The 21,625-nt window shown below is 66.4% G+C and carries 21 protein-coding genes; 1 reads left to right on the top strand and 20 read right to left on the bottom strand.

Annotated elements, in window-relative coordinates:
• Nucleotides 1–10 precede the first annotated feature (10 nt).
• From ACODSC_RS04590 to dnaE, 11 genes are all read right to left on the bottom strand, one after another.
• Entirely contained in the window at nucleotides 11–1,228 is a 1,218-nt protein-coding gene (locus ACODSC_RS04590) for a M50 family metallopeptidase (RefSeq protein ID WP_488812227.1), read from the bottom strand.
• A gap of 28 nt (nucleotides 1,229–1,256) precedes the next feature.
• Complete coding sequence (gene dxr, locus ACODSC_RS04585) at nucleotides 1,257–2,453, bottom strand: 1-deoxy-D-xylulose-5-phosphate reductoisomerase (RefSeq protein WP_488812225.1); 1,197 nt, start codon at nucleotides 2,451–2,453, stop codon at nucleotides 1,257–1,259.
• A complete protein-coding gene (locus ACODSC_RS04580) occupies nucleotides 2,450–3,268 on the bottom strand; it encodes a phosphatidate cytidylyltransferase (protein WP_488812223.1) in 819 nt (272 codons plus the stop codon). The genes dxr and ACODSC_RS04580 overlap by 4 nt, the downstream gene beginning before the upstream one ends.
• Entirely contained in the window at nucleotides 3,268–4,044 is a 777-nt protein-coding gene (gene uppS, locus ACODSC_RS04575) for a polyprenyl diphosphate synthase (RefSeq protein WP_488812221.1), read from the bottom strand. The genes ACODSC_RS04580 and uppS overlap by 1 nt, the downstream gene beginning before the upstream one ends.
• Before the next feature lie 37 nt (nucleotides 4,045–4,081).
• Nucleotides 4,082–4,639, bottom strand: a complete 558-nt coding sequence (gene frr / locus ACODSC_RS04570; RefSeq protein WP_135195906.1) for a ribosome recycling factor — start codon at nucleotides 4,637–4,639, stop codon at nucleotides 4,082–4,084.
• 39 nt (nucleotides 4,640–4,678) lie between these two features.
• A complete protein-coding gene (pyrH, locus tag ACODSC_RS04565) occupies nucleotides 4,679–5,413 on the bottom strand; it encodes a UMP kinase (protein WP_488812219.1) in 735 nt (244 codons plus the stop codon).
• A 127-nt stretch (nucleotides 5,414–5,540) separates the two neighbouring features.
• Complete coding sequence (gene tsf, locus ACODSC_RS04560; protein WP_488812217.1) at nucleotides 5,541–6,482, bottom strand: translation elongation factor Ts; 942 nt, start codon at nucleotides 6,480–6,482, stop codon at nucleotides 5,541–5,543.
• Between the two features lie 150 nt (nucleotides 6,483–6,632).
• Nucleotides 6,633–7,541, bottom strand: coding sequence for a 30S ribosomal protein S2 (gene rpsB, locus ACODSC_RS04555; protein WP_488812215.1), 909 nt, complete (start codon nucleotides 7,539–7,541; stop codon nucleotides 6,633–6,635).
• Between the two features lie 225 nt (nucleotides 7,542–7,766).
• The gene (locus tag ACODSC_RS04550) at nucleotides 7,767–8,363 is read right to left on the bottom strand and encodes a DUF4142 domain-containing protein (protein WP_488812213.1); all 597 of its coding nucleotides are present in this window, start codon (nucleotides 8,361–8,363) and stop codon (nucleotides 7,767–7,769) included.
• A gap of 86 nt (nucleotides 8,364–8,449) precedes the next feature.
• Nucleotides 8,450–8,854 carry a DUF3224 domain-containing protein gene (locus ACODSC_RS04545; RefSeq protein ID WP_488812211.1) on the bottom strand — a complete coding sequence of 135 codons (405 nt, stop codon included), beginning with the start codon at nucleotides 8,852–8,854 and terminating at the stop codon, nucleotides 8,450–8,452.
• Nucleotides 8,854–12,315, bottom strand: a complete 3,462-nt coding sequence (gene dnaE / locus ACODSC_RS04540) for a DNA polymerase III subunit alpha (RefSeq protein ID WP_488812209.1) — start codon at nucleotides 12,313–12,315, stop codon at nucleotides 8,854–8,856. Before dnaE ends, ACODSC_RS04545 begins: the two co-directional genes overlap by 1 nt.
• Before the next feature lie 459 nt (nucleotides 12,316–12,774).
• Here dnaE and msrA point away from each other — a divergent pair, with 459 nt between their 5' ends.
• Entirely contained in the window at nucleotides 12,775–13,419 is a 645-nt protein-coding gene (gene msrA / locus ACODSC_RS04535) for a peptide-methionine (S)-S-oxide reductase MsrA (protein ID WP_488812207.1), read from the top strand.
• Here the strand turns inward: msrA and ACODSC_RS04530 are convergent, their stop codons facing one another.
• From ACODSC_RS04530 to ACODSC_RS04490, 9 genes are all read right to left on the bottom strand, one after another.
• Nucleotides 13,420–14,124, bottom strand: coding sequence for an ABC transporter ATP-binding protein (locus ACODSC_RS04530; RefSeq protein ID WP_488812205.1), 705 nt, complete (start codon nucleotides 14,122–14,124; stop codon nucleotides 13,420–13,422).
• On the bottom strand, nucleotides 14,117–15,403 hold the full coding sequence (locus ACODSC_RS04525) for a lipoprotein-releasing ABC transporter permease subunit (protein WP_488812203.1): 1,287 nt from the start codon (nucleotides 15,401–15,403) through the stop codon (nucleotides 14,117–14,119). Before ACODSC_RS04525 ends, ACODSC_RS04530 begins: the two co-directional genes overlap by 8 nt.
• Entirely contained in the window at nucleotides 15,400–16,716 is a 1,317-nt protein-coding gene (gene proS, locus ACODSC_RS04520) for a proline--tRNA ligase (RefSeq protein ID WP_488812201.1), read from the bottom strand. Before proS ends, ACODSC_RS04525 begins: the two co-directional genes overlap by 4 nt.
• A gap of 77 nt (nucleotides 16,717–16,793) precedes the next feature.
• Nucleotides 16,794–17,060 carry a DUF1467 family protein gene (locus ACODSC_RS04515; protein WP_488812199.1) on the bottom strand — a complete coding sequence of 89 codons (267 nt, stop codon included), beginning with the start codon at nucleotides 17,058–17,060 and terminating at the stop codon, nucleotides 16,794–16,796.
• An 8-nt stretch (nucleotides 17,061–17,068) separates the two neighbouring features.
• Entirely contained in the window at nucleotides 17,069–17,407 is a 339-nt protein-coding gene (locus tag ACODSC_RS04510) for a DUF3088 family protein (RefSeq protein WP_488812197.1), read from the bottom strand.
• 40 nt (nucleotides 17,408–17,447) lie between these two features.
• On the bottom strand, nucleotides 17,448–18,356 hold the full coding sequence (locus tag ACODSC_RS04505) for a hypothetical protein (protein ID WP_488812195.1): 909 nt from the start codon (nucleotides 18,354–18,356) through the stop codon (nucleotides 17,448–17,450).
• A gap of 53 nt (nucleotides 18,357–18,409) precedes the next feature.
• The gene (locus ACODSC_RS04500; protein WP_488812193.1) at nucleotides 18,410–20,083 is read right to left on the bottom strand and encodes a ribonuclease J; all 1,674 of its coding nucleotides are present in this window, start codon (nucleotides 20,081–20,083) and stop codon (nucleotides 18,410–18,412) included.
• Nucleotides 20,084–20,863 (bottom strand): type III pantothenate kinase, encoded by a 780-nt coding sequence (locus ACODSC_RS04495; RefSeq protein ID WP_488813440.1) that lies wholly within the window; start codon nucleotides 20,861–20,863, stop codon nucleotides 20,084–20,086.
• On the bottom strand, nucleotides 20,860–21,624 hold the full coding sequence (locus ACODSC_RS04490; protein ID WP_476693792.1) for a biotin--[acetyl-CoA-carboxylase] ligase: 765 nt from the start codon (nucleotides 21,622–21,624) through the stop codon (nucleotides 20,860–20,862). The genes ACODSC_RS04495 and ACODSC_RS04490 overlap by 4 nt, the downstream gene beginning before the upstream one ends.
• Between the last annotated feature and the right edge of the window lies 1 nt (nucleotide 21,625).

Here is a 21,625-nt window from a genome sequence, read left to right as displayed (position 1 = left end):
TGGCGTCGGCTCACGAGACGAGCCCGCCGAGGAATTGGAAGAGGTTGAGCTTCTGTAGGTCGTTCCACGTCGCGAACAACATAAATCCCGCCAAAAGCGCAAGGCCTGCGCGATAGCCCATCTCCTGGAACCGCGCGGACACGGGTTGCCTCGCCACGGCTTCATAGCCGTAGAAAAGCAGGTGGCCGCCGTCGAGCACCGGAATGGGCAACAGGTTTAGAAAGCCGATTCCGATCGAAAGTATGGCGGCCAAAGTTGTCAGGGTCAGCAACAGATTGATTGCAATCGCGCCCGGCGCCGGATTCGCCGCCACAGCAGCCGTCGTCAGCGAGCCGGTCGCCTTGGCGATGCCCAGCGGCCCGCTGAACTGATCGCCGGATTCGCGGCCGGTCACGAGACGACCCAGATAGGTCAGGGTCGAGCCGATCACCTCCGTCGTCTGGCGCACGCCCTCGACCACGGCGCCGACCGGCCCATAGCGGACATGGCGCACGTCGCCGGCCGAAGATCCCAGCCCCAGCCCGATGCGGCCGACCTTTACGCGTCCCGCGATCGGGTCGTTCTCTTCACGGCGTTCGGGCGTAGCGACCAGTTCGACGGGGCGCCCGGCCCGCTCGACGGTGAATCGAACGGGGTCGCCCGTGGACAGCATGACGGTGCGCGTCACGGCGCTGCCGTCCTTGATAGCCTTGCCGTTCACGTCGGTGATCAGGTCGCCGACCTGGAACCCGGCGGCGGCGGCGGGCGAACCGGCCTGCACCTGTGCCACTCGCGCAGGACGGAGTTGGACCCCGACCGCCATGAAGACGACGGCGAAGATGGTGATGGCCAGCACGAAGTTAGCGACCGGCCCGGCGGCGACGATCAGCGCCCGCTGCCACACCGGCTTGAAGTGGAAATAGTCCCGCTCGGCGCCCGGTCCGCTTTCGGCGATAACGCGCTGGCGCAGTTCGTTCAGACCCGCCTCGTCCGGCACGCTGGAGGCGTCCAGATCGCCCGAGAATTTGACGTAGCCGCCCAGCGGCAACCAGCCCATGCGCCATTCGATGCCGTGGCGATCGGTGCGGCTGAACACGGCCTTGCCGAAGCCGACCGCGAAACGATCCACCTTCACGCCGAAGGCGCGCGCGACCAGAAAGTGACCCAGTTCATGGATGGTGACAATGAACGTCAGCACCAGCAGGAACGACGCGATGGAGATCAGGACCTGACCCAGGACGCCCAGCATTCGAAAATCGTCTCCCCTGGCCTGCTAATCAGGCCGCGTTCGCAAGACCGGCGACGACGGACCCGGCCATTCGACGCGTCTCGGCATCGACCGAAAGGGCCGCGCCGCAGGCGTCTCCAGAGCCGAAAACCATCCCCGCTTTCGTCGCACGCTCAAGGGTTTCGGCGACGACTGCGGCAATATTGAGAAAGGCCAGCTTGCGGTCAAGAAATGCGAAGGCAGCGATCTCGTTGGCGGCGTTGAACACGGCCGGCGCCGCGCCGCCCGCCTTCAGCGCCTGCCGCGCCAGATCCAGGGCGGGAAACCGCGCCAGATCGGGCGCCTCGAACGTCAGCCGGCCTAGCGTCGCCAGATTCAGCTTGGGCGCCGGCCAGGCGATCCTGTCAGGCCAGGCCAGGGCGCAGGCGATGGGCGTGCGCATATCCGGCGGTCCCATCTGGGCCAGGGTCGATCCGTCCACATATTCCACAAGGCTGTGGATGATCGATTCGGGGTGCACCACGACATCGATCCGCTCCTGCGGCATGGCGAACAGATAGGCGGCCTCGATCATCTCCAGGCCCTTGTTGGCCATGGTGGCGCTGTCGACCGAAATCTTGGCGCCCATGCTCCAGTTCGGGTGGGCCACCGCCTGTTCAGGCGTGATGCCGATCATCCGCTCGCGCGGGGTCTGGCGGAACGGCCCGCCGGACGCGGTCAGGACCAGCTTGGACACCCGCTCGGGCGCGTCGGCCGGAAAGACCTGAAAGATGGCGGAATGTTCGGAATCGACCGGGATCAGCCGCCCCCCTGCCCGCTTGACCCGTTCGATCAGCGCCGGACCGCAGCAGACCAGGCTTTCCTTGTTGGCCAGCGCCAGGATCGCGCCGGTGTCCGCCGCCGCCCAGGCCGACTTCAGCCCCGCCGCGCCGACGATGGAGGCCATGATCCAGTCGGCGGGCCGCGTCGCCGCCTCCACGATAGCGGCGTCGCCGGCGGCGACTTCCACATCGGTTCCAGCCAGAGCGTCGCGCAGAGCGTCCAGTTTCGCAGGATCGGCGGTGACCGCCAGCTTCGGCCGCCAGCGTCGCGCCTGCTCGGCCAACTTGCCGATGTTTGCCCCGCCGGTCAGGGCCTCGACCTGAAAGGCGCCCGTGCCCGACGCCTCGGCCTGGTCCATCAGGTCCAGCGTCGATGATCCGACGGACCCGGTCGAGCCCAACACCGTCACGCGACGCCGGATCACGCCCCGCGCTCCAGCGTCAGCACCAGAAGGCGACCGGCCGCGACCACCACGACAGCGAACATCAGGCCGTCGACCCGGTCCAGCAGGCCGCCGTGGCCGGGAATGGTGTTGCCGGCGTCCTTGACCCCGAACCGGCGCTTCAGCCCCGATTCCCAAAGGTCGCCGCCCATGGTCGCGAGCGCCGCCGCCAGACCCAGGATCGCGCCCCAGAAGACCGTCAACCGCCCCATATCGAACCAGGCGGTCATGGCCGCACCGGCGACCGCGCCCGCCAGAATTCCGCCGATGAAGCCGGACCATGTCTTGTTGGGCGAATAGCGCGGCCACAGCTTCGGGCCGCCGAAGGTCGAACCCGCCAAATAGGCCAGGATGTCGGCCGACCAGGTCACAGCGAAGACCAGCGCGGTCCAATGCAGCCCGACAGAGCTCTCGCCGTCCCGAAGCCAGATCAGCAGTACGGAGGGCCAGCCGAGGTAGAGAACGCCATAGGCCGCATCCACCGCCTGCTGCCCGCGCTTGCGCGCATAGAGCCCCGCCGCCGCCGCGCCGAACACCAGGACGACGAAGGCCACAGACATGACGCCGAAATAGGCGCTGACGACCGAGGCCACGACGGCCAGGGCCACGGCGGCGCCTACGGGACGCGGCGCGCGCGGCGCGCTCATCGCACCCCATTCGAAGGCCAGCACGATAGCGGCTGCGACCACCAGCGCCAGGAACCAGACGCCTCCGAACCAGGTGGCGGCGACCGCCGCCGGCGCCAGCACAGCGGCCGAGGCCGCCCTCAATGCGATGTCACGCCCCCTGACCGCCATCAGGCCGTCGCACGCGCGGTGGAGGAGGTCTCTCGACCGCCATAGCGACGATCGCGCTGCCCGAAGGCGGCGACTGCTTCCGACAGGGCCTTGGGCCCGTAGTCCGGCCACAGGATGTCCTGGAACACCAGTTCGGCGTAGGCGGCTTCCCACAGCAGGAAGTTCGACAGCCGCTGCTCGCCGGAGGTGCGCACGATCAGGTCCAGCGGCGGCGACCCCGCCGTGGCCAGGCCGGCGGCGAAGGCGTCTTCATTGAGCGGCGCGACCGTTTCCCCCGACAGCAGTCGTTCCATGTGACGCCGCGCGGCGTCCACCAGATCGGCCCGTCCGCCATAGTTGAAGGCGACCTGCAGCAGGAAGCGGTCGTTGTGCGCGGTCTGTGCCTCGGCCTTGTCGATGATGGCGGCGATGTCGGCGGGCAGGCCGTCCCGGCGGCCCAGAATCCGCAGGCGCACGCCCGCCTTTTCCAGCCGTGCCAGATCGCTGGCCACATAGGTGCGGACCAGGCCCATCAGGTCGGACACTTCGTCTTCGGGGCGGCTCCAGTTCTCAGTCGAGAAACCGAACACCGTCAGGCACTCGATGCCCAGGTCCGGCGCCGCCTGTATGGTCCGCTTCAACGCCTGGACGCCTTCGCGATGGCCCAGCGCGCGCGGCAGGCCCCGCGCCTTCGCCCAGCGGCCGTTGCCGTCCATGATGATGGCGACATGACGCGGCCCATCGGAACCCCGTCCTTGTGGGCGTTGGCCAGAAGGCGCGGCGCTGTCTGCCGTCATCTCTCGTGCGATCCCTTCGGGGCCAAGCCGTTTCGCCTCAGACCTGCATGATCTCTTGTTCCTTGGTCTTCAAGGCTTCGTCGATGCGCTTGATGGCCGCGTCGGTTTCCTTCTGGACCTCGGTCTCCATCTTCTTCTGTTCGTCCTGGCTGATCTCGCCCGCCTTCTCGGCCTTCTTCAGGTCGTCGTTGGCGTCGCGACGGACGTTGCGAACCGAGATCTTCTGCTGCTCGGTATATTTGCCGGCCAGCTTGACCAGATCCTTGCGGCGTTCCTCGGTCAGGGGCGGCACGGGAATGCGCAGCGTCTGGCCGTCGACGATTGGGTTCAGACCCAGGTTGGCGTTGCGGATCGCCTTCTCGACGGCGACTACCATGCCCTTGTCCCAGACATTGACGCTGATCATGCGCGGCTCGGGCACGCTGATGGCGGCGACGGCGCTCAGCGGCGAGGCCGAGCCATAGGCCTCGACCCGGACGGGCTCCAGCAGGCCGGCGTTGGCGCGTCCGGTGCGCAGGCCGCTGAACTCTTCCTTCAGGGCGGTGACCGACCGCTCCATGCGGTCGCGATAGGTCTTCAGTTCAGGCTTAGCCATGGTCTTGGTCTCTCTTGTCTTTCCTGGTCACGCAGACGTTCAAGCGACGTCCTGAATGACCGTGAACGTGCCTTCGCCGGTCAGGGTCCGGCGCAGCGAGTTGTCTTCCCGGATGGAGAAGACCACGATCGGGATGCCCGTGTCGCGCATCATGGCGATGGCCGAGGCATCCATGACCCGCAGATCCTTGGCCAGAACGTCCTGATAGGTCAGGGTCTCATAGCGGGTCGCGGTCGGATCCTTCTTGGGATCGGCGGTATAGACGCCGTCCACGCTGGTACCCTTCAACAGGGCGTCGCAGCCCATTTCGGCGGCCCGCAGCGCGGCGCCCGAATCGGTGGTGAAGAAGGGCGCGCCGACGCCGGCGGCGAAGATGACCACGCGGCCCTTTTCCAGATGACGCAGGGCGCGACGGCGGATGTAGGGTTCGGCGATGGCGGCCATGGGAATGGCGCTCTGCACGCGAGTCGAGACGCCGATCTTCTCAAGCGCCGACTGCATCGCCAAGGCGTTCATGATGGTGGCCAGCATGCCCATATAGTCGGCCTGGGCGCGTTCCATCCCCGCCGCCGCCTTGGACAGGCCGCGGAAGATGTTGCCGCCGCCGATGACCAGGCAGATTTCGACGCCCTCGGCCGCCACGTCAGCAACGGCCTTGGCGACCGTGTCGACCGTGTTCATGTCGACGCCGAACGACTGATCGCCCATCAGCACCTCGCCGGAAACCTTCAGCAGGACGCGCTTGTAGCGGAAGGTCGAAGGGGCGTCGGGCATGCGGGAGGGTCCGTTTGGCTGCTGCGCCCTTGAATCAGGCGACTTCTTATAGACGAAGGGCGCGCCAGCCATCAAAGCCGAACGCGCCCTTCTGATACAAAACCCTCACGAATGAGGGAAAGAGGTCTTAATTGCCGCCCATCATGGAGGCGACTTCCGACGCAAAATCGGGGCCTTCGACCTTCTCGACGCCTTCACCCAGGGCCAGGCGGACGAAGCCGGCCAGACGCAGGTTGGAGGAGCCTAGTTCCTTGCCCGAGTTGGCGACCAGCTGTTCGATGGTCACGTCCGGGTCCATGACGAACGGCTGCTTGGACAGCACCACGTCCTTCTGGAACTTGTTGATCTGGCCTTCCACGATCTTGGCGATCATGGCTTCCGGGCGGCCTTCTTCCTTGGCCTTTTCGGTCAGAACGGTGCGTTCCTTCTCGATGGCGGCGGGGTCCAGGTCGTCGGTGTTCAGCGACAGCGGGGCGGTTGCTGCAACGTGCATGGCGATCTTGCGGCCAAGTTCGCGCAGGGCGGTCTTGTCGCCCTCGCCTTCCAGGGCGACCAGCACGCCGATACGGCCCACGCCGGGCGAAACCGCGTTGTGGACGTAGGTCGAGACGACGCCTTCCGACACCGACAGGCGGGCGGCGCGGCGCAGCTGCATGTTCTCGCCGATGGTGGCGATCATGTTCGTCACTTCGTCCTGGACCGTCTTGCCGGCTTCCAGTTCGGCGCCGTGCAGCGCCTCGACGGTGTGATGCTCCAGGCCCAGCTGGGCGAACGACTTGGCGGCGTTCTGGAACAGTTCGTTACGGGCGACGAAGTCGGTTTCCGCATTGAACTCGATGGCGGCGGCGACTTCGCCCTTGCCGTCTTCCTTCGACGCAACGGCGACCAGGCCTTCAGCGGCGACGCGGTCGGCCTTCTTGGCGGCCTTGGACAGGCCCTTGGCGCGCAGCCAGTCGATTGCTGCTTCGATGTTGCCGTCGTTTTCGACCAGCGCCTTCTTGCAGTCCATCATGCCGACGCCCGAACGCTCGCGAAGTTCCTTCACGAGGGCGGCAGTGATCTCGGCCATGTTCTTCTCCTTGGGGGATTTCGTATGTGGGAACGGCCGGGCTGACTTAGCCCGGCCGTGTGTCAGTTCAAGCACGGCCTTCGGATTGACGCTCAAGTAGCGAGCCGCCGCGCGGCAAGCGTAGCGTCAAAAAGGATGGCCGCTAGGCGATCAGCCCGTGGCCTTCTCGGTTTCGACAGCGTCGTTCGCTTCCGACGTGGCGGCCTTGGCGGCTTCATCGGCGACGCCCGGTTCAGCAGCGGCTTCCAGTTCGGCGGCGACCGATTCCGTGCCGGCCGGAGCGGCGTCGGCTTCGACCGGGGTCGAGGCTTCACGCAGCATCGGCTCGACCGGAGCTTCCGAAGCGCCCAGATCCACGCCCGAGGCCGAAGCGCCGGCAGCCAGGCCGTCCAGGACGGCGTCGGCGATCAGGTCGCAGTAGGTCTGGATGGCGCGGGCGGCGTCGTCGTTGCCGGGGACCGGATAGGTGATGCCGTCCGGATCCGAGTTGGTGTCCAGGATGGCGATGATCGGGATGTTCAGCTTGCGGGCTTCCTGGATCGCGATCGCTTCCTTGTTGGTGTCGATCACGAACATGATGTCCGGGATCGAACCCATGTCCTTGATGCCGCCCAGCGACAGTTCCAGCTTGTCCTTCTCGCGCTCCAGGTTCAGCAGCTCCTTCTTGACGCGGCCTTCGCCGCCGTTCTCGAGGATGCCTTCCAGTTCGCGCAGACGGGCGATCGAGCCCGAGACGGTACGCCAGTTGGTCAGCGTGCCGCCGAGCCAACGGTTGTTCATATAGTACTGGGCGCAGCGCTTTGCGGCTTCGGCGACCGGCTCGGCGGCCTGGCGCTTGGTGCCGACGAACAGGACGCGACCGCCCTTGGCGGCGACTTCGCGCACGGCCACCAGAGCCTGGTGGAACAGCGGCATCGTCTGCGACAGGTCGATGATGTGGATGTTCGAGCGCGAGCCGAAGATGTAGCGGTCCATCTTCGGGTTCCACCGGTGCGTCTGGTGGCCGAAGTGGGCGCCTGCTTCAAGCAGGGTGCGCATCGAGAATTCTGGCAAAGCCATGATCGTTCAGTCCTTTTTCCGATCAAACGTGGCGCGGGGGATTAAAGGTCGAGAACGACCCTCGGAATGGAGCGGATCGGGATGTCTCCCCGAAACGCGCCTCGCCCGCGTTGCGAAATGCGGGGGCCATGTAGGCGGGAAACGCCCCAATAGCAAGCATTGCCTTGATCAATGCGAAAAGGCGGCCCCTTTCGGGACCGCCCTCTGTCGTTTCGTCGCGGAGGTTTAGTTCATTGCGTCCAGCAGCGTCTGGGCCCGGTCGCGGTGCATGGTCACGGGCGCGACCAGCTCCTGCGCCAGGGTGGCCAGCGCCGGGGCGTCGGTGTTGCCCGAAAAACCGTTCAGCAGGGTCAGGGTCTCATTATGAGCGGCGACCTGCTGGGTCAGATAGACCTTGTCGAAGTCGCCTGGCGTGGCGGCGTTGAGATTGTCGATCATACCCTGGCGACGCTCGTCCAGCGCCGTGGGAATGGCGACGTTCGGCGCAGCAGCCGGAGCAGCGGCGGCCAGCTTCTCGCCGGCGGCGGTGTGATCCTTGGTGATCATGGCTGCCAGCGCCTTGACGTCGGCGTTGGTGGACTTGGCGGCGGCGACCTTGGCGGCCTCCAGCTCATACATGTTGCCGGTGCCCAGGCCCGTGACGAAACCGTCGACGGTGTTGGCGCCCATGGTCATGGCCGAGGTCTGGCCGACAACGCCTGCGGTGGCGTCCTGCGTGGCGTTGACGGCTTCGCCGGCGTTCTGGCCAGCGCTGTCGCCACCTTGGTTGCAGGCGGCGAGAAGGGCCAGCGAGGCGACGCTGGCGATGGCGAGATATTTCATGGAACAGTCTCCCTATGGACTGACCAAACCCTTCACGCGGCCGTGAGGTTCCGACAATTCAACAGCTTGACCATACCTGCCCATGCTCAGGAAGCGACGTCCGGCAAGCTGTATTCGAGATTATAGCGATGCTCACCGTCGGCGACGGTGAGGTGAAAGACACCGCTGATGCCGCTCAGTTCACCGCTGCCGGAGCCGGGCACGATGGTGATCAGCAGGTCCTGGGCGCCTTCGTCCATGACGCCGCGATGGACCATGGAAAAGGCGCCGCGACGACGCCCAAGGGTCGCCGTCACGCGCTCGATGGCCACATAGGCGCCGGACCGCCCCTCTCGAACGGCCAGCATCTCGCCCGCCGCAGTCCCATCGAGACCGCCGTGATAGGTCTTGACGATCTGCATGCGGGCGTGGGCGTCGGCGGGCGCGTCGAGGTCCGGCGCGATCGGCGTGATCTGGACATCGAAGGTTCCGGCGGCGTGGATTGCGGTCATCAGGCTTCCTCCAACATGACGACGCCCGGCGCCGATTTCAGCGCACCCCGCAGGGCGCCGTCCAGTCGATAGCGGCCGGGCAATTTCAACTCGACCTCCTGACGCCCGTCCAGAGAGGCGATCAGCGACACCTCTCCGCCCTTGCCGATCGCGCCCGAGCGCGCCCGCTCCAGCCGGGCTTTCAGCGCGTCGGCGTCGGCCGTGCGGGCCGAGACATGGATGCGCAGGCCGATGTTGGCGTCATCCAGCAGATTGTCCATGCGCGAGGCGTCGTCGCCGAAGAAGCGCACCTCGCCGTCCGAGGCCTTGGCGCGGACCCGCACCATGACCGAGGCGCCGGGCTCCAGCACCTCTCTGCATTTGCGCAGTTGCTCGGGGGGAAACAGGCATTCGAACTCGCCCGTTGGGTCCGAGAAGGTGACGAAGGCGAACTTCTCGCCGGTGCGGGCGCTGGCCCGCTCCTGCTTGCGGCGCACTACTCCGGCCATCTGGAAGGCCTCGTGGCCGGACTCGGCCAGAGGAATGGCCTCGGCGACGAAGGTGACGCGCTTGCGCTTCAGCGCCGAGGTTATCTCGTCCAGCGGGTGGCCGGACAGGTAGAAGCCGACCGCCGCCAGTTCGTGGTCCAGTCGTTCGGGACCGACCCAGGGTTCGGCGCTTTTCAGGCGCGGGCGACCGGCGTGGGCCTGGTCGCCGCCGAACAGGCTGACCTGGGACGAGGCGCGTTCAGCCGCCACGCTCTGGCAATAGGCCATCAGCACATCGGCCTGTTCGACCAGTTGGCGACGGTTGGAATGGATGCTGTCGAAGGCCCCGGCCTTGGCCAGGCCTTCCAGCGCCCGCTTGTTGACGCTGCGCGGATCGACCCGTTCCAGGAAGTCGAAGATGTCGGCGAAACGCCCGCCGGTCTCGCGCACCTCGATGACGTGTTTCATCGCATCGAGCCCCACGTTGCGAATGGCGCCCAGGGCGTAGAGGACCGAACCCTTGTCGTCGTCGAAGGCCACGTCGAAGTCGGCGGACGAGCGGTTGATGTCCGGCGCCAGCACCGGCACGTCGAAGCGCCGGGCGTCCTGGTAGAAGACCGCCAACTTGTCGGTGTTCGACAGGTCCAGGCTCATGGACGCGGCGAAGAACTCGACCGGGTGGTTGGCCTTCAGCCACCCCGTCTGGAACGAGATCAGCGCATAGGCGGCGGCGTGCGACTTGTTGAACCCGTAGCCGGCGAACTTGGCCACCAGATCGAAGATGGAGCCGGACTGGGTCTCGGGGACGGATTTCTCCAGCGCGCCGGCGATGAAGCGCGCCCGCTGAAAGTCCATCTCCTCCTTCTTCTTCTTGCCCATGGCCCGACGCAGCAGGTCGGCCTCGCCCAGGCTGTAGCCCGCCAGGACCTGGGCGATCTTCATCACCTGTTCCTGGTAGATGATGACCCCATAGGTCTCGGTGAGCACCTCGGTCAGGGTGGGGTGCAGGTAATCGACCTCGGCCCGGCCGAACTTGCGGTCGATATAGGTGTCGATCATCTCCATCGGCCCCGGCCGATAAAGGGAAATCAGGGCGGTGATCTCCTCGATGGAGCCGCAGCGCATCTTGCGCAGGGTGTCGCGCATGCCCTGGGATTCCAGCTGGAACACCCCGACCGTCTGGCCCGAGGCCATCAGCTCATAGGTGCGGGCGTCGTCCAGCGGCAAGCCGTTCCAGTCGCGTGACGCGCCGCGCCGCTCCAGATAGCCTCGCGCCCGATCCAGCACCGTCAGGGTCTTCAAGCCTAGGAAGTCGAACTTCACCAGACCCGCGGGCTCGACCCACTTCATGTTGAACTGGGACGCCGGAATGGTGGAGCGCGGATCCTGATACAGCGGCACCAGTTCGGTCAGCGGCCGGTCGCCGATGACGATGCCGGCGGCGTGGGTCGAGGCGTTGCGGTAAAGCCCCTCCAGCTCCAGCGCGGTCTCCAGCAGGGTCTTGACCGCCGGTTCAGCGTCCCTCGCCTCTTTCAGCCGCGGCTCCAGCTCAATGGCCTGGGCCAGGGTCACCGGATTGGCGGGATTGTTCGGCACCATCTTGCAGAGCCGGTCCACCTGGCCCAGCGGCATCTGCAGCACCCGGCCGACGTCGCGCAGCACGGCCCGCGCCTGCAGGGTGCCGAAGGTGATGATCTGGGCCACCCGGTCCTTGCCGTAGCGGTCCTGGACATAGTCGATCACCTCCTCGCGCCGCTCCTGGCAGAAGTCGATGTCGAAGTCGGGCATGGAGACCCGCTCTGGGTTCAGGAACCGCTCGAACAGCAGGCCGAACCGCAGGGGATCAAGGTCGGTGATGGTCAGGGACCAGGCGACCAGCGACCCTGCCCCGGACCCCCGCCCCGGCCCCACCGGAATGCCGTGGGTCTTGGCCCATTTGATGAAGTCCGACACGATCAGGAAGTAGCCGGGGAAGCCCATCTGCTGGATGATCCCGACCTCCCATTCCAGGCGGGTCCAGTATTCCGCTTCCGGGACGGCGGGCGTGATCTCGGTCAGACGGACCTTAAGGCCTTCGCGCGCCTGGTGGGCCAGTTCGTCCGGCTCGGACCGCCCCGCCCCGGCGTCGAAACGCGGCAAGATCGGCGCATGGGTCTCGACCAGGAAGGCGCAGCGGCGCGCGATGTCGATGGTGTTGTCGCAGGCCTCTGGCAGGTCGGCGAACAGTTCGCGCATCACGGCGGCGGGCTTGAACCAGTGCTGGCCCGTGATGCGACGACGATCTTCCTGGCCGGTGAAGGCGCCGTCGGCGATGCACAGCAGGGCGTCGTGCGACTTCGCCTGGGCGGCCTTGGCGTAATAGACGTCGTTGGTGGCGACCAGGGGGACGTCGTTGGCGTAGGCCCATTCAACCAGGCCGGGCTCGGCCCGCTTCTCGTCGTCCAGGCCGTGACGTTGCAGCTCGATATAGAAGCGGTCGCCGAACGCCGCCTTCATCGCCGCCAACGCCGCGACCGCCTCGGCCGTCTTGCCCTGGGCGAACAGCGGGTCGACCGGCCCGTCGGGACCGCCGGACAGCAGGATCAGTCCCTCCGAACGGGCGACGACCTGTTCCCAGCCCACGCCCGGTTCGGCCATCTCGCCCGCGTCCAGATAGGCCGAGGACGACAGGGCGCACAGGTTCAGCCAGCCCGCGGTGTTCTGGGCCAGCAGCACCACGGTCGGGACCTTGGCCCAGCGGGCGTTGATCTGGCCGCCGAGCCCGAAGATCGGAAGGGCGCAGGCCACGATGGGTTGGACGCCCGCCTCTTTGGCCGTCTGGCTGAACTCCAGCGCGCCGAACAGATTGGCCCGGTCCGCGACCGCCACCGCAGGCATGCCCGCATCGGCGGCCATCTTGCCGATCTTGGCGGCCTTGATCGCGCCTTCCAGCAGCGAATAGGCCGAGCGGACCCGCAGATGGACGAAACCCTGACTGTTCACCACTTCGCTCACCGGACCTCCGCCTGTCGCCTCCGACCGATCATCCTGAACCGAGTCTCACAGCCGGCCGCCCCGGAACATCGAAAAGCGGCGCCGGACCGACCGGCGGCGACAATCCGTTGTGGATAGGCGGTTCAGACTCCCAACCCGAAAAAATGAGTCTCAAGAGTCTGAAATGTCTCAAACACGCCGCTAACCCACTGATGTTTCTCCGACCCGATTTCAGACTCCGTCCACCTCATCCCCATCATGTGGTGACGGTGAAGGCCAGGCTCCAGGCCATCCAGACAAAGCCGCCGCACGACGCCAGCGACAGCAGATCCCTCATCAAACGCGGCATGGTCTCGCCTCCTGCTCACTCAATGTGTTCCGGTAATGTTCTATGTTGGCTTTTTGTTCCGGTCAACCTGTATGCGGCTGAAACCATCGGCGCGGCGCCGTCGTATGAAGAAGGACAATGGAGACAGACCCATGCTGAACCGCAGAACAGCCCTCGCCCTCTTCGCCGCGGCGACCCTCACCGCCACGGGCGCCGCCGCCGTCCACACAAGCCAGGCCCAGGCCCAATCTCAGAGCCAGGCGCGGCCCGGCGGCCTGCAGACAGCCGTTTTCGCCGGCGGGTGTTTCTGGTCCGAGGAAAAGGCCTTCGACGGTCTGCCCGGCGTGCGCGCGGCCGTGTCGGGCTTCGTCGGGGGGCACACCGCCAATCCGACCTACGAACAGGTGGTGCACGGCGGGACGGGCCATATGGAAGCCGTGCAGGTGACGTTCGATCCGCAGGTCGTCAGCTATCGCACCCTGGTCGATCGCTACTGGCGCACCATCGACCCCACCGACCCGAACGGCCAGTTCTGCGACCAGGGGCCGTCCTATCGGTCCGCCGTCTTCGCCACGGGCGATCAGCGCGCCGACGCCGTGGCCTCGCGCAATGCGGCCATGCGGGTGCTGCGCAAGAGCTTCACCACCCCGGTCGTCGGCGTCCAGCGCTTCTGGCCTGCGGGCGCCGAGCATCAGGACTACGCCAAGCGGCACGCCGCCAGCTATCAGGCCTATCGGATCGGATGCCGCCGCCCCGAGCGCCTGCGGGCGATCTGGGGCGACGCCGCCGTCAGCTGATCAATAGGCCTGACTTTGGGCCGCGCGCTGCTCCAGATGACCGTCCTTCAGGGCGAAGACGCGGTCCATATGACCGGCCAGCTCCATGTTGTGGGTGGCGATCAGGGCGGCGACGCCAGTGGTCTTGGCCAGGTCGCGCAGGGCCTCGAACACGGATTGGCTGGTGGTCGGGTCGAGGTTGCCGGTCGGTTCGTCGGCCAGCAGCAGGCGCGGACCGTTGGCCAGGGCGCGGCCGATGGCGACGCGTTGCTGTTCCCCGCCTGACAGCTGGGCTGGCTGGTGCGTCAGGCGCTCACCAAGGCCAAGCGCCGTCAGCGTGACCTCGGCGCGTTTGCGGGCCTCGTCCTGAGACAGGCCGGCGATCCGCATCGGCAGGGCGACGTTGTCGCGGGCGTCGAACTCGGGCAGCAGATGGTGGAACTGATAGACGAAGCCGATCCGGCTCAGGCGCAGACGCGTACGGGCGCGCTCGTCCAGATTTCCGACCTGTTCGCCGTCGATGGCGACCGTGCCGGCGGTTGGTTTTTCCAGCAGGCCCGCAGCGTGCAGCAGCGACGACTTGCCCGAGCCCGAAGGCCCGATCAGACCGACCAGTTCGCCCGGAAACACGTCCAGATCAACGCCCTTCAGAACGATCAGGCCGCCCTGGGCGGTGTCATAGGTGCGGGTCAGGCCGCGCACCGACAGGATGGGATCCTTACTCATAGCGCAGCGCCTCCACGGGATCGATGCGAGACGCGTTCCAGGACGGCGGCAGGCTGGCGATACAGCTCATCAGCAGCGACCAGAAGGCCACCCAGGTGACGTCCACGGGGTCCACCAGTGCAGGGATGGCGTCCAGCATATAGACGTCGGAATCGAACAGCTTGGTCTGAAGCACCCACTCCAGGAAATGCTGGATCGAGCCGATGTTCCAGCAGAACAGCAGGCCCAGCACCAGGCCGGCGATGGTGCCCGCGACCCCGATCATGGCGCCGGCCATGAAGAAGACGCGCAGAATGGCCGAGGGGCTGGCGCCGATGGTGCGCAGGATGGCAATGTCCCGGCCCTTGTTCTTCACCAGCATGACGATGCCGGAGATGATGTTCATGGCCGCGATGGCCACGACCAGGCCCAGGATGATGCTCATGGCCACCCGCTCGACCTTCAGCGCGCCATAGAAGGCGGCGAGCCGTTCGCGCCAGTCGTTGACGACCGCGCCCGGCCCGGCCGCGTCGCGGATGGCGGGGGTCAGGGCGCCGACCTGGTCGGGATCGTCCACCTTGATCTCGATGGCGTCCCAGACGCCCTCCTTGCCGAAGAATAGCTGCTGCTGCTCCAGCGGCATGAACATGAAGGCCCGGTCGTAATCGGCCGCCCCAGACCGGAACAGGCCGCCGATGAAATAGGTCTTCTCCAACCCGCCGAGGCTGCCGAACGCGCTGTCGGCGCCGGTCGGGGAATAGACGGTGATCGGGTCGCCGACGCGCAGCCCCATCGAATTGGCCAGCGCCGCGCCGATCAGCACGCGATCGCCGCCATACTCGCCCTTGCCGAAGCTGTCGCGCTCCTGCTGGGTCAGGCTGTCGAAGACATATTGGGTCTTGGCCAGATCCTGCGGGCGGATGCCCTTGACCATCACCCCGGTCGTGAAATTGCCGACACGGATCAGGCTCTGGGATTCATTGAGCGGGTTGACGCTGTAGACGCCGGGCACCGCCGCGATGCGGGCCAGGGCGGCGTCGCGGTCCTCGGACGTCAGGACCGGACCCTGCACATACATGTGCCCGTTGAAGGCCAGCATCCGGCCCAGCAGTTCGCTGCGGAAGCCGGACATGATGCTCATGACGCTGATCAGCACGGCGACGGCCAGCATGATGCCGATGAAGCTGATCACCGCGATGGTGGCGACGCCGCCCTCCTTGCGCTTGGCGCGCAGGTAGCGGAGGGCCAGGCCGATCTCCCAAGAGGAGAAGGCGCCGGATGGACGGGACGGCAGGCTCAAGCGGTCAGCCTTTCGATGGCTTCGGCGAGGGGCACGGAGACCTTCTCGCCGGTGGCGCGACGCTTCAGCTCGACTACGCCGTCGGCCAGGCCCTTGGGACCTATGGTCAGCTGCCACGGCACGCCGATCAGGTCGGCGGTGGCGAACTTGCCGCCCGGCCGTTCGTCGGTGTCGTCGTACAGCACGTCCTTGCCGAGCTTCTCCAGCTGGGCCACCGCATCCTCGCAGGCGGCCGAGACGGTTTCGTCATTGGCGCGCAGATTGATCACGACCACGTCGAACGGGGCCACGGCGTCGGGCCAGATGATGCCGCCCTCGTCATGGCTGGCCTCAATGATGGCGCCCAGCAGGCGAGACACGCCGACGCCGTAGCTGCCCATGTGGACCTCAGCGTCCTGGCCGTCAGGCCCGGCGACCTTGGCCTTCATCGGGGCGGAGTATTTCGTGCCGAAATAGAAGATGTGGCCGACCTCGATGCCGCGCGCCGACAGACGGTCCCCCTCGGCGGTCTGAGCCTCGAACTGGGCCGCGTCGTGCATTTCCTCGGTCGCGGCGTAGAGCGCGGTTCGTTGATCAACGATTGACTGAAGATCGTCCCAGTTCACGTCCGCGCCCGGCGCCGGCATTTCCACCAGGGCCTTGTCGCAGAAGACCGCGCTCTCGCCGGTCTCGGCCAGGACGATGAACTCGTGGCTCAGGTCGCCGCCGATCGGGCCGGTGTCGGCGCGCATCGGCACGGCCTTCAGACCCATGCGGGCGAAGGTGTTCAGATAGGCCACGAACATGCGGTTGTAGGCCTTGCGGGCCGAGGCCTCGTCCACGTCGAAGGAATAGGCGTCCTTCATCAGGAACTCGCGGCCGCGCATGACGCCGAACCGAGGGCGGCGCTCGTCGCGGAACTTCCACTGGATGTGAAACAGGTTCAGCGGCAGCGACTTGTAGGACTTCACATAGGCCCGGAAGATGTCGGTGATCATCTCCTCATTGGTCGGCCCGTACAGCAGTTCGCGCTCGTGACGGTCGGTGATGCGCAGCATCTCGGGACCATAGGCGTCATAGCGGCCGCTCTCGCGCCACAGGTCGGCCAGTTGCAGGGTCGGCATCAGCAGCTCGACCGCCCCGGCCCGCTGCTGCTCCTCGCGGACGATCTGCTCGATCTTGCGCAGCACCCGCAGACCCAGAGGCAGCCAGGCATAGATGCCGGCGGCCTCCTGCTTGATCATGCCGGCGCGCAGCATCAGCTGGTGCGAGACGATCTGGGCGTCCGAAGGGGCTTCCTTCAGCGTGGGCAGGAAATAGCGCGACAGGCGCATGATGGAGAATCCTAGGCGTAGAGGCGGAACAAGGCTTTAGCCGCTGGACCGGGGCGAAAGCTAGGCCGGGATGGGGATTAGACGGCCGGCGCGCGAGAGAAGTCCGGCAGGGGCAGCCAGCCGGTGAAGATCAGCACCATGACAAAGGCCCAGACGATGGCCGCGACCCAGGTGGTCGTCAGGAACTTCTTCTTCAGGTTCGGCGTGGCCGGCGCGCCCCACTGGGTCCCGTCGGTGGGCGGCTCGTGCGTCTCGCGCGACATGCCCAGCGGCAGTACGCCGAACAGCACCGTCCACCAGACGATAATGTAGATGCCGAACATGGTCAGGGGGCCGATGGGCATTGGAACCTCTAGGGATGCGGCCGGCCGACGCCGTAGCGGGCGGCCAAATAGGGCGCGATGGCGTGATCCTGCAGGAAGCGCCGGCCGGTCGCCGCGCTGACCTGGGCCTCGGGCCAGTCCAGTTCGCCGTCCAGGATCAGTATGGGGCAGCTCTGATGCGCTTCGCCCACCTGTTCGATGACCGGCGGGCGCGGACGGGCGTGATCCAGATAGACCACCTCCAGCGCGTCACGCAGGTGCGGATAGAAGGCCAGCACGCCCTCGACATAGGCGCCGGCCGGACAGAACCACGGCCCGCCCTGGTCGTCATGCCAATCGGGATTCAGAAGGAAGAGTCGCTCGGCCATCGACGGGGATATAGCGGAACAGCGCCCGTCGTTGCGACCGCTAATCGCAGGCCGCGCCGAAGCCCGGCGCGCGCAGGGCCAGCAGGATCGAAGAACGCGCCTGTTCGGTGATCGCGCCCGCGCCTTGCAGCACACACCCCACTGCCGTGTTCGAATTGGGCGCCAGCAGACCATAGGTCATGCCTTCGACGGCCAGCCGCGCCTGAGCGCCTTTCAGCGCGGAGACCGCCCCCGCGACGCGAGCGGGGTCGTCGGTGATCCGGGTCATCTCGTGCAACGCCTCGCCCGAACTGGGGAAGTCGTAGGCGTCGGGCGTATAGGGCGCGATCTCGGCGGACAGACGATTGGGGTGGACGTCGATGCCGAACTTGGCGTTCTGGCTGGCCGAGAAGGCGATGGCGGGGCCGGTTTCGGGCACCACCAATATGTAGGCGTGGCGCGGGAACAGCAGATATTGCGCCAGCCATTTCGTCATCGGAACCAGCGGCAGGTCGTCCGGCCCCAGGGCGTGCGCGCCGACATAGACGCCGGAGGGCAGGCTGCGGGCGTCGATGCGGCCGTTCAGCTTCAGGATCCGGTCCATCATGACATGGTCGAGCAGGAAGACGCCGTCTTCGGCCTCACGCTCCAGATAGGCGTGGATGGCGGCAGTGTCGGGCGCGGGGCCGAGGTCGCGGCCATAGACGGTGGGAAAGGCGGTCGGCGACATGGGCGCGCCGTCCGGCGGGCTGAACCACAGGACCCGCAGTTCCTGCACCGTGCGGGACAACGGTTCCTCGCCCCGGAACGTCGACAGGCTGAGCACCAGATTGACGGCGGCGAACAGGGCGACGAAGCCCACGATCCCCTGCCCTGCGATCACAGCCCAACGCCGCCAGCCATGCAATGGATGGCGCGCGTGCCGCACCCGTTCCAGCAGACGGCGGCCGCGTGTGGGTTTGTCAGACATGAGTTCCCTCACCGTTCAGGCGCAGGAAATGCGCCCGAACGGTCAAGGTTGCATCAGACCCTAAGGACGACAGTCTCGACGATGGGACGACGATCCCAAATCTGCTGGCTGGCCTTCTTCAGCACACGAGCCACAGCCTGTTCGATGACCATCTCGTCGTCCAGAGCGTCGCCCTTCAGACCCTTGATCACCTGCTCGACCCGCTCGGCCAGCTTGTCCAGAGCATCGCCCAGCGGCGTGCCCGTGTCGCCGGGCAGGCCGACGCTGCGGATATCGATATCGCTGGCGATGCGGCCGCGCTTGTCCAGGGCGAAGCTGACGATCAGCACGCCGTTGGTCGAGGCGTGACGACGCTCCTTCAGGGCCTCGCCCTGTTCGGTGACCAGCATGCCGCCGTCGACATAGAGGCGGCCGTTCGGCACCTCGTCGATGATTTTCGCCGGACCAGGCGCCAAGCGGACCATGTCGCCGTTGCGCGGGGTGACGGTTTCCTTGACGCCGATGTCCTTGGCCAGGTTGGCGTGTTCCAGCAGGAAGCGGCGCACGCCGTGGGTCGGCACCGCGATCTGCGGCCGGACCCAGTCGTACATCTGCTTCAGTTCGTCACGGCACGGGTGGCCCGAAACGTGGATGCCGGGGTGATCCTTCTCGGTGTAAAGGCGCACGCCCCGGTCCGCGAGGCGATCCTGCAGATTGCCGATGGCCAGTTCATTGCCGGGGATCTGGCGCGACGAGAAGATGCAGTGGTCGCCCAGACCCAGCTTCACGACCGGGTGGGTGCCGTCGGCGACGCGCGACAGAGCCGCGCGAGCTTCGCCTTGGCTGCCGGTGCAAAGGTACAGGATTTGGTCGGCCGGCCAGACGCGGGCCTCTTCGTCCGACAGGAAGGGCTTCACGTCCTGCAACATGCCGACGTGTTTGGCCGCGGCTGTGATCTTGTGCATCGAGCGACCGGCCAGCGACACGCGACGACCGCAGGCCTCGGCCGCGCGGATGACGCTGTCCATGCGGGCGACGTTGGAGGCGAAGCAGCCCACGGCGACGCGGCCCTTCAGGCTCGCGATCAGTTTGGAGATGGCGACGGCGACATCGCCTTCGGACCCGGCGACGCCGGGCACGAAGACGTTGGTGGAATCGCAGACCATGGCCAGCACGCCTTCGTCGCCCATGGCGCGAATGGCGGGGGCGTCGGTCTTCTCGCCGATGATCGGCTGGTCGTCGATCTTCCAGTCGCCGGTGTGGAACACCATGCCCAGCGGAGTGTCGATGGCCAGGCCGCTCGGCTCGGCGATCGAGTGGCTCATATTGACGAAGGTCACGCCGAACGAGCCCACATCGACGGTCCCGCCCAACGGCACCTCGATCACCTGGACCTCGTCAAAGATGCCGCGCTCGCGCAGCTTGTCCTTGATCAGATAGGCGGTGAAGGGGGTGGCGTAGACCGGCGCCTTGATGCGCGGCCACAGCCAGCCCAGTGCGCCGATATGGTCCTCGTGCGCGTGGGTCAGCATGATGCCCTTGATGTTCTCCCCTTCCAGGAAGGCAGGATCGGGCACGATCACGTCCACGCCGGGCGTGGACAGGTCGCCGAAGGTGACGCCGACATCGACGATCAGCCATTCACGATTGTCCGCCGGGCCGAAGCCATAGGCGTTGAGGTTCATACCGACTTCGTCGGAGCCGCCGAGAGGCAGGAAAACGAGTTCGTCTTGGTTTTGCTTTTTCATTCAGTCAGTCAAATGGGCGTTACGACGCCAGATTTCGAGGAGGCCGCGAATAGTTAAATCGGGATCGAAGTGATCGATGCTGTCGGTCGCGCCTTCGAACAGGCTGGCGACGCCGCCGGTTCCGATGACGGTCATGGGCCGCGCCCACTCCGCCTTGATGCGCTGGACCAGGCCTTCGATCAACGAGATATAGCCCCAGAAGACGCCGGACTGCATGGCCTCGACCGTGCCCTTGCCGATGACGTGTTCGGGTTTCTGGATGGCGATGCGGGGCAGTTTGGCCGCCGCCTCGTGCAGGGCCTGAAGCGACAGATTGATGCCGGGCGCGATCAGGCCCCCCTCGAAGGCGCCGTCGTCGGCGACGATGTCGAAGGTGGTCGCCGTGCCGCTGTCGATGACGATCAGGTCGCCGGGATAGACCAGCTTGGCCCCAATGGCGTTGACCAGGCGATCGGCGCCGGCCTCGCTGGGCTTGGCGATGCGGACGTCGATGCCCAGTTCGGCGTTCTCGCCGATGACCAGGGGTTCGATGTTCAGATAGCGCCGCGCCAGATTGCGCAGGTTGAAGATCGACTGGGGCACCACGCTGGAGATGATGCAGCCGGTCAGGGCGGCGAACGCCAGCCCCTTCATGGCCAACAGCTGATTCAGCCAGACAGCGTATTCGTCGGCCGTGCGGCTGGCCTCGGTGGCGGCGCGCCACTGGGCGATCCAGTCCGAGCCGTCGTGAACCGCGAACAGCGTATTGGTGTTGCCCTGCTCGATCGCCAGCAACATCAGGCGGCGCCGTTCTTTGAATCTGGGCCGAAAAAAACATCGCCGGCGGAGATGAGACGCACCGATCCGTCGGTCAGACGCAGGCGCAGCGCGCCGTCAGGCTCCACGCCCTCGGCCAGGCCTTCCAGGGTTTCGTTGTCCAGACGCGCGGTGCAAGGGCCGTTCAGTCCAGTCAGGCGGCTCGTCCAGGCGTCCAGAACCGGCTCGAAGCCCATCGTCTGCCAACGCCCCCACCAGACGGCGAAGGTCTCGGCCAGAATCTCGGCGGCGGCCTCGATGGGCGGGGCGAAGGCGAGGTCGTCTCGCAGTTTTTCCGCGATCGCCGCAGATGCTTTTTCCGTGCCTTCAGGGGCATGGGTCAAGTTCACGCCAATGCCGATGGCCAGCCAGAGCCCGCCTGACGCATGCGCGCCGCTTTCGACAAGGATGCCGCACGCCTTGCGATTGTCCAGCAACACGTCATTCGGCCATTTGATCGAGACCAGGGCCGGAGACACGAAGACATCCAGCAGGTCGGCGACGGCCAGGGCGGCGATGAAGGTCGCCTGAGCGGCCTCGCGCGGCGTCGCATGAACCCTGATGAGAAGGGTTGCCGCCAGATTGCCCGGCTTGTCGATCCAGCCTCGTCCACGACGCCCCCGACCCGCCGTCTGACGACGGGCGATGATCCACTTGGGGCCGACTTCGCCGGCCTCAGCCAGCCGTCGGGCTTCCGACAGCGTCGAATCGACCTCGTCGAGAATGACCAGGGGGACGGGCGTCAAC

It is taken from the genome of Brevundimonas sp. FG128 (genome assembly GCF_057809775.1).
The sequence above is the reverse complement of the archived record's forward strand: the minus strand, read 5'-3'. Positions and strand labels throughout refer to the sequence as shown.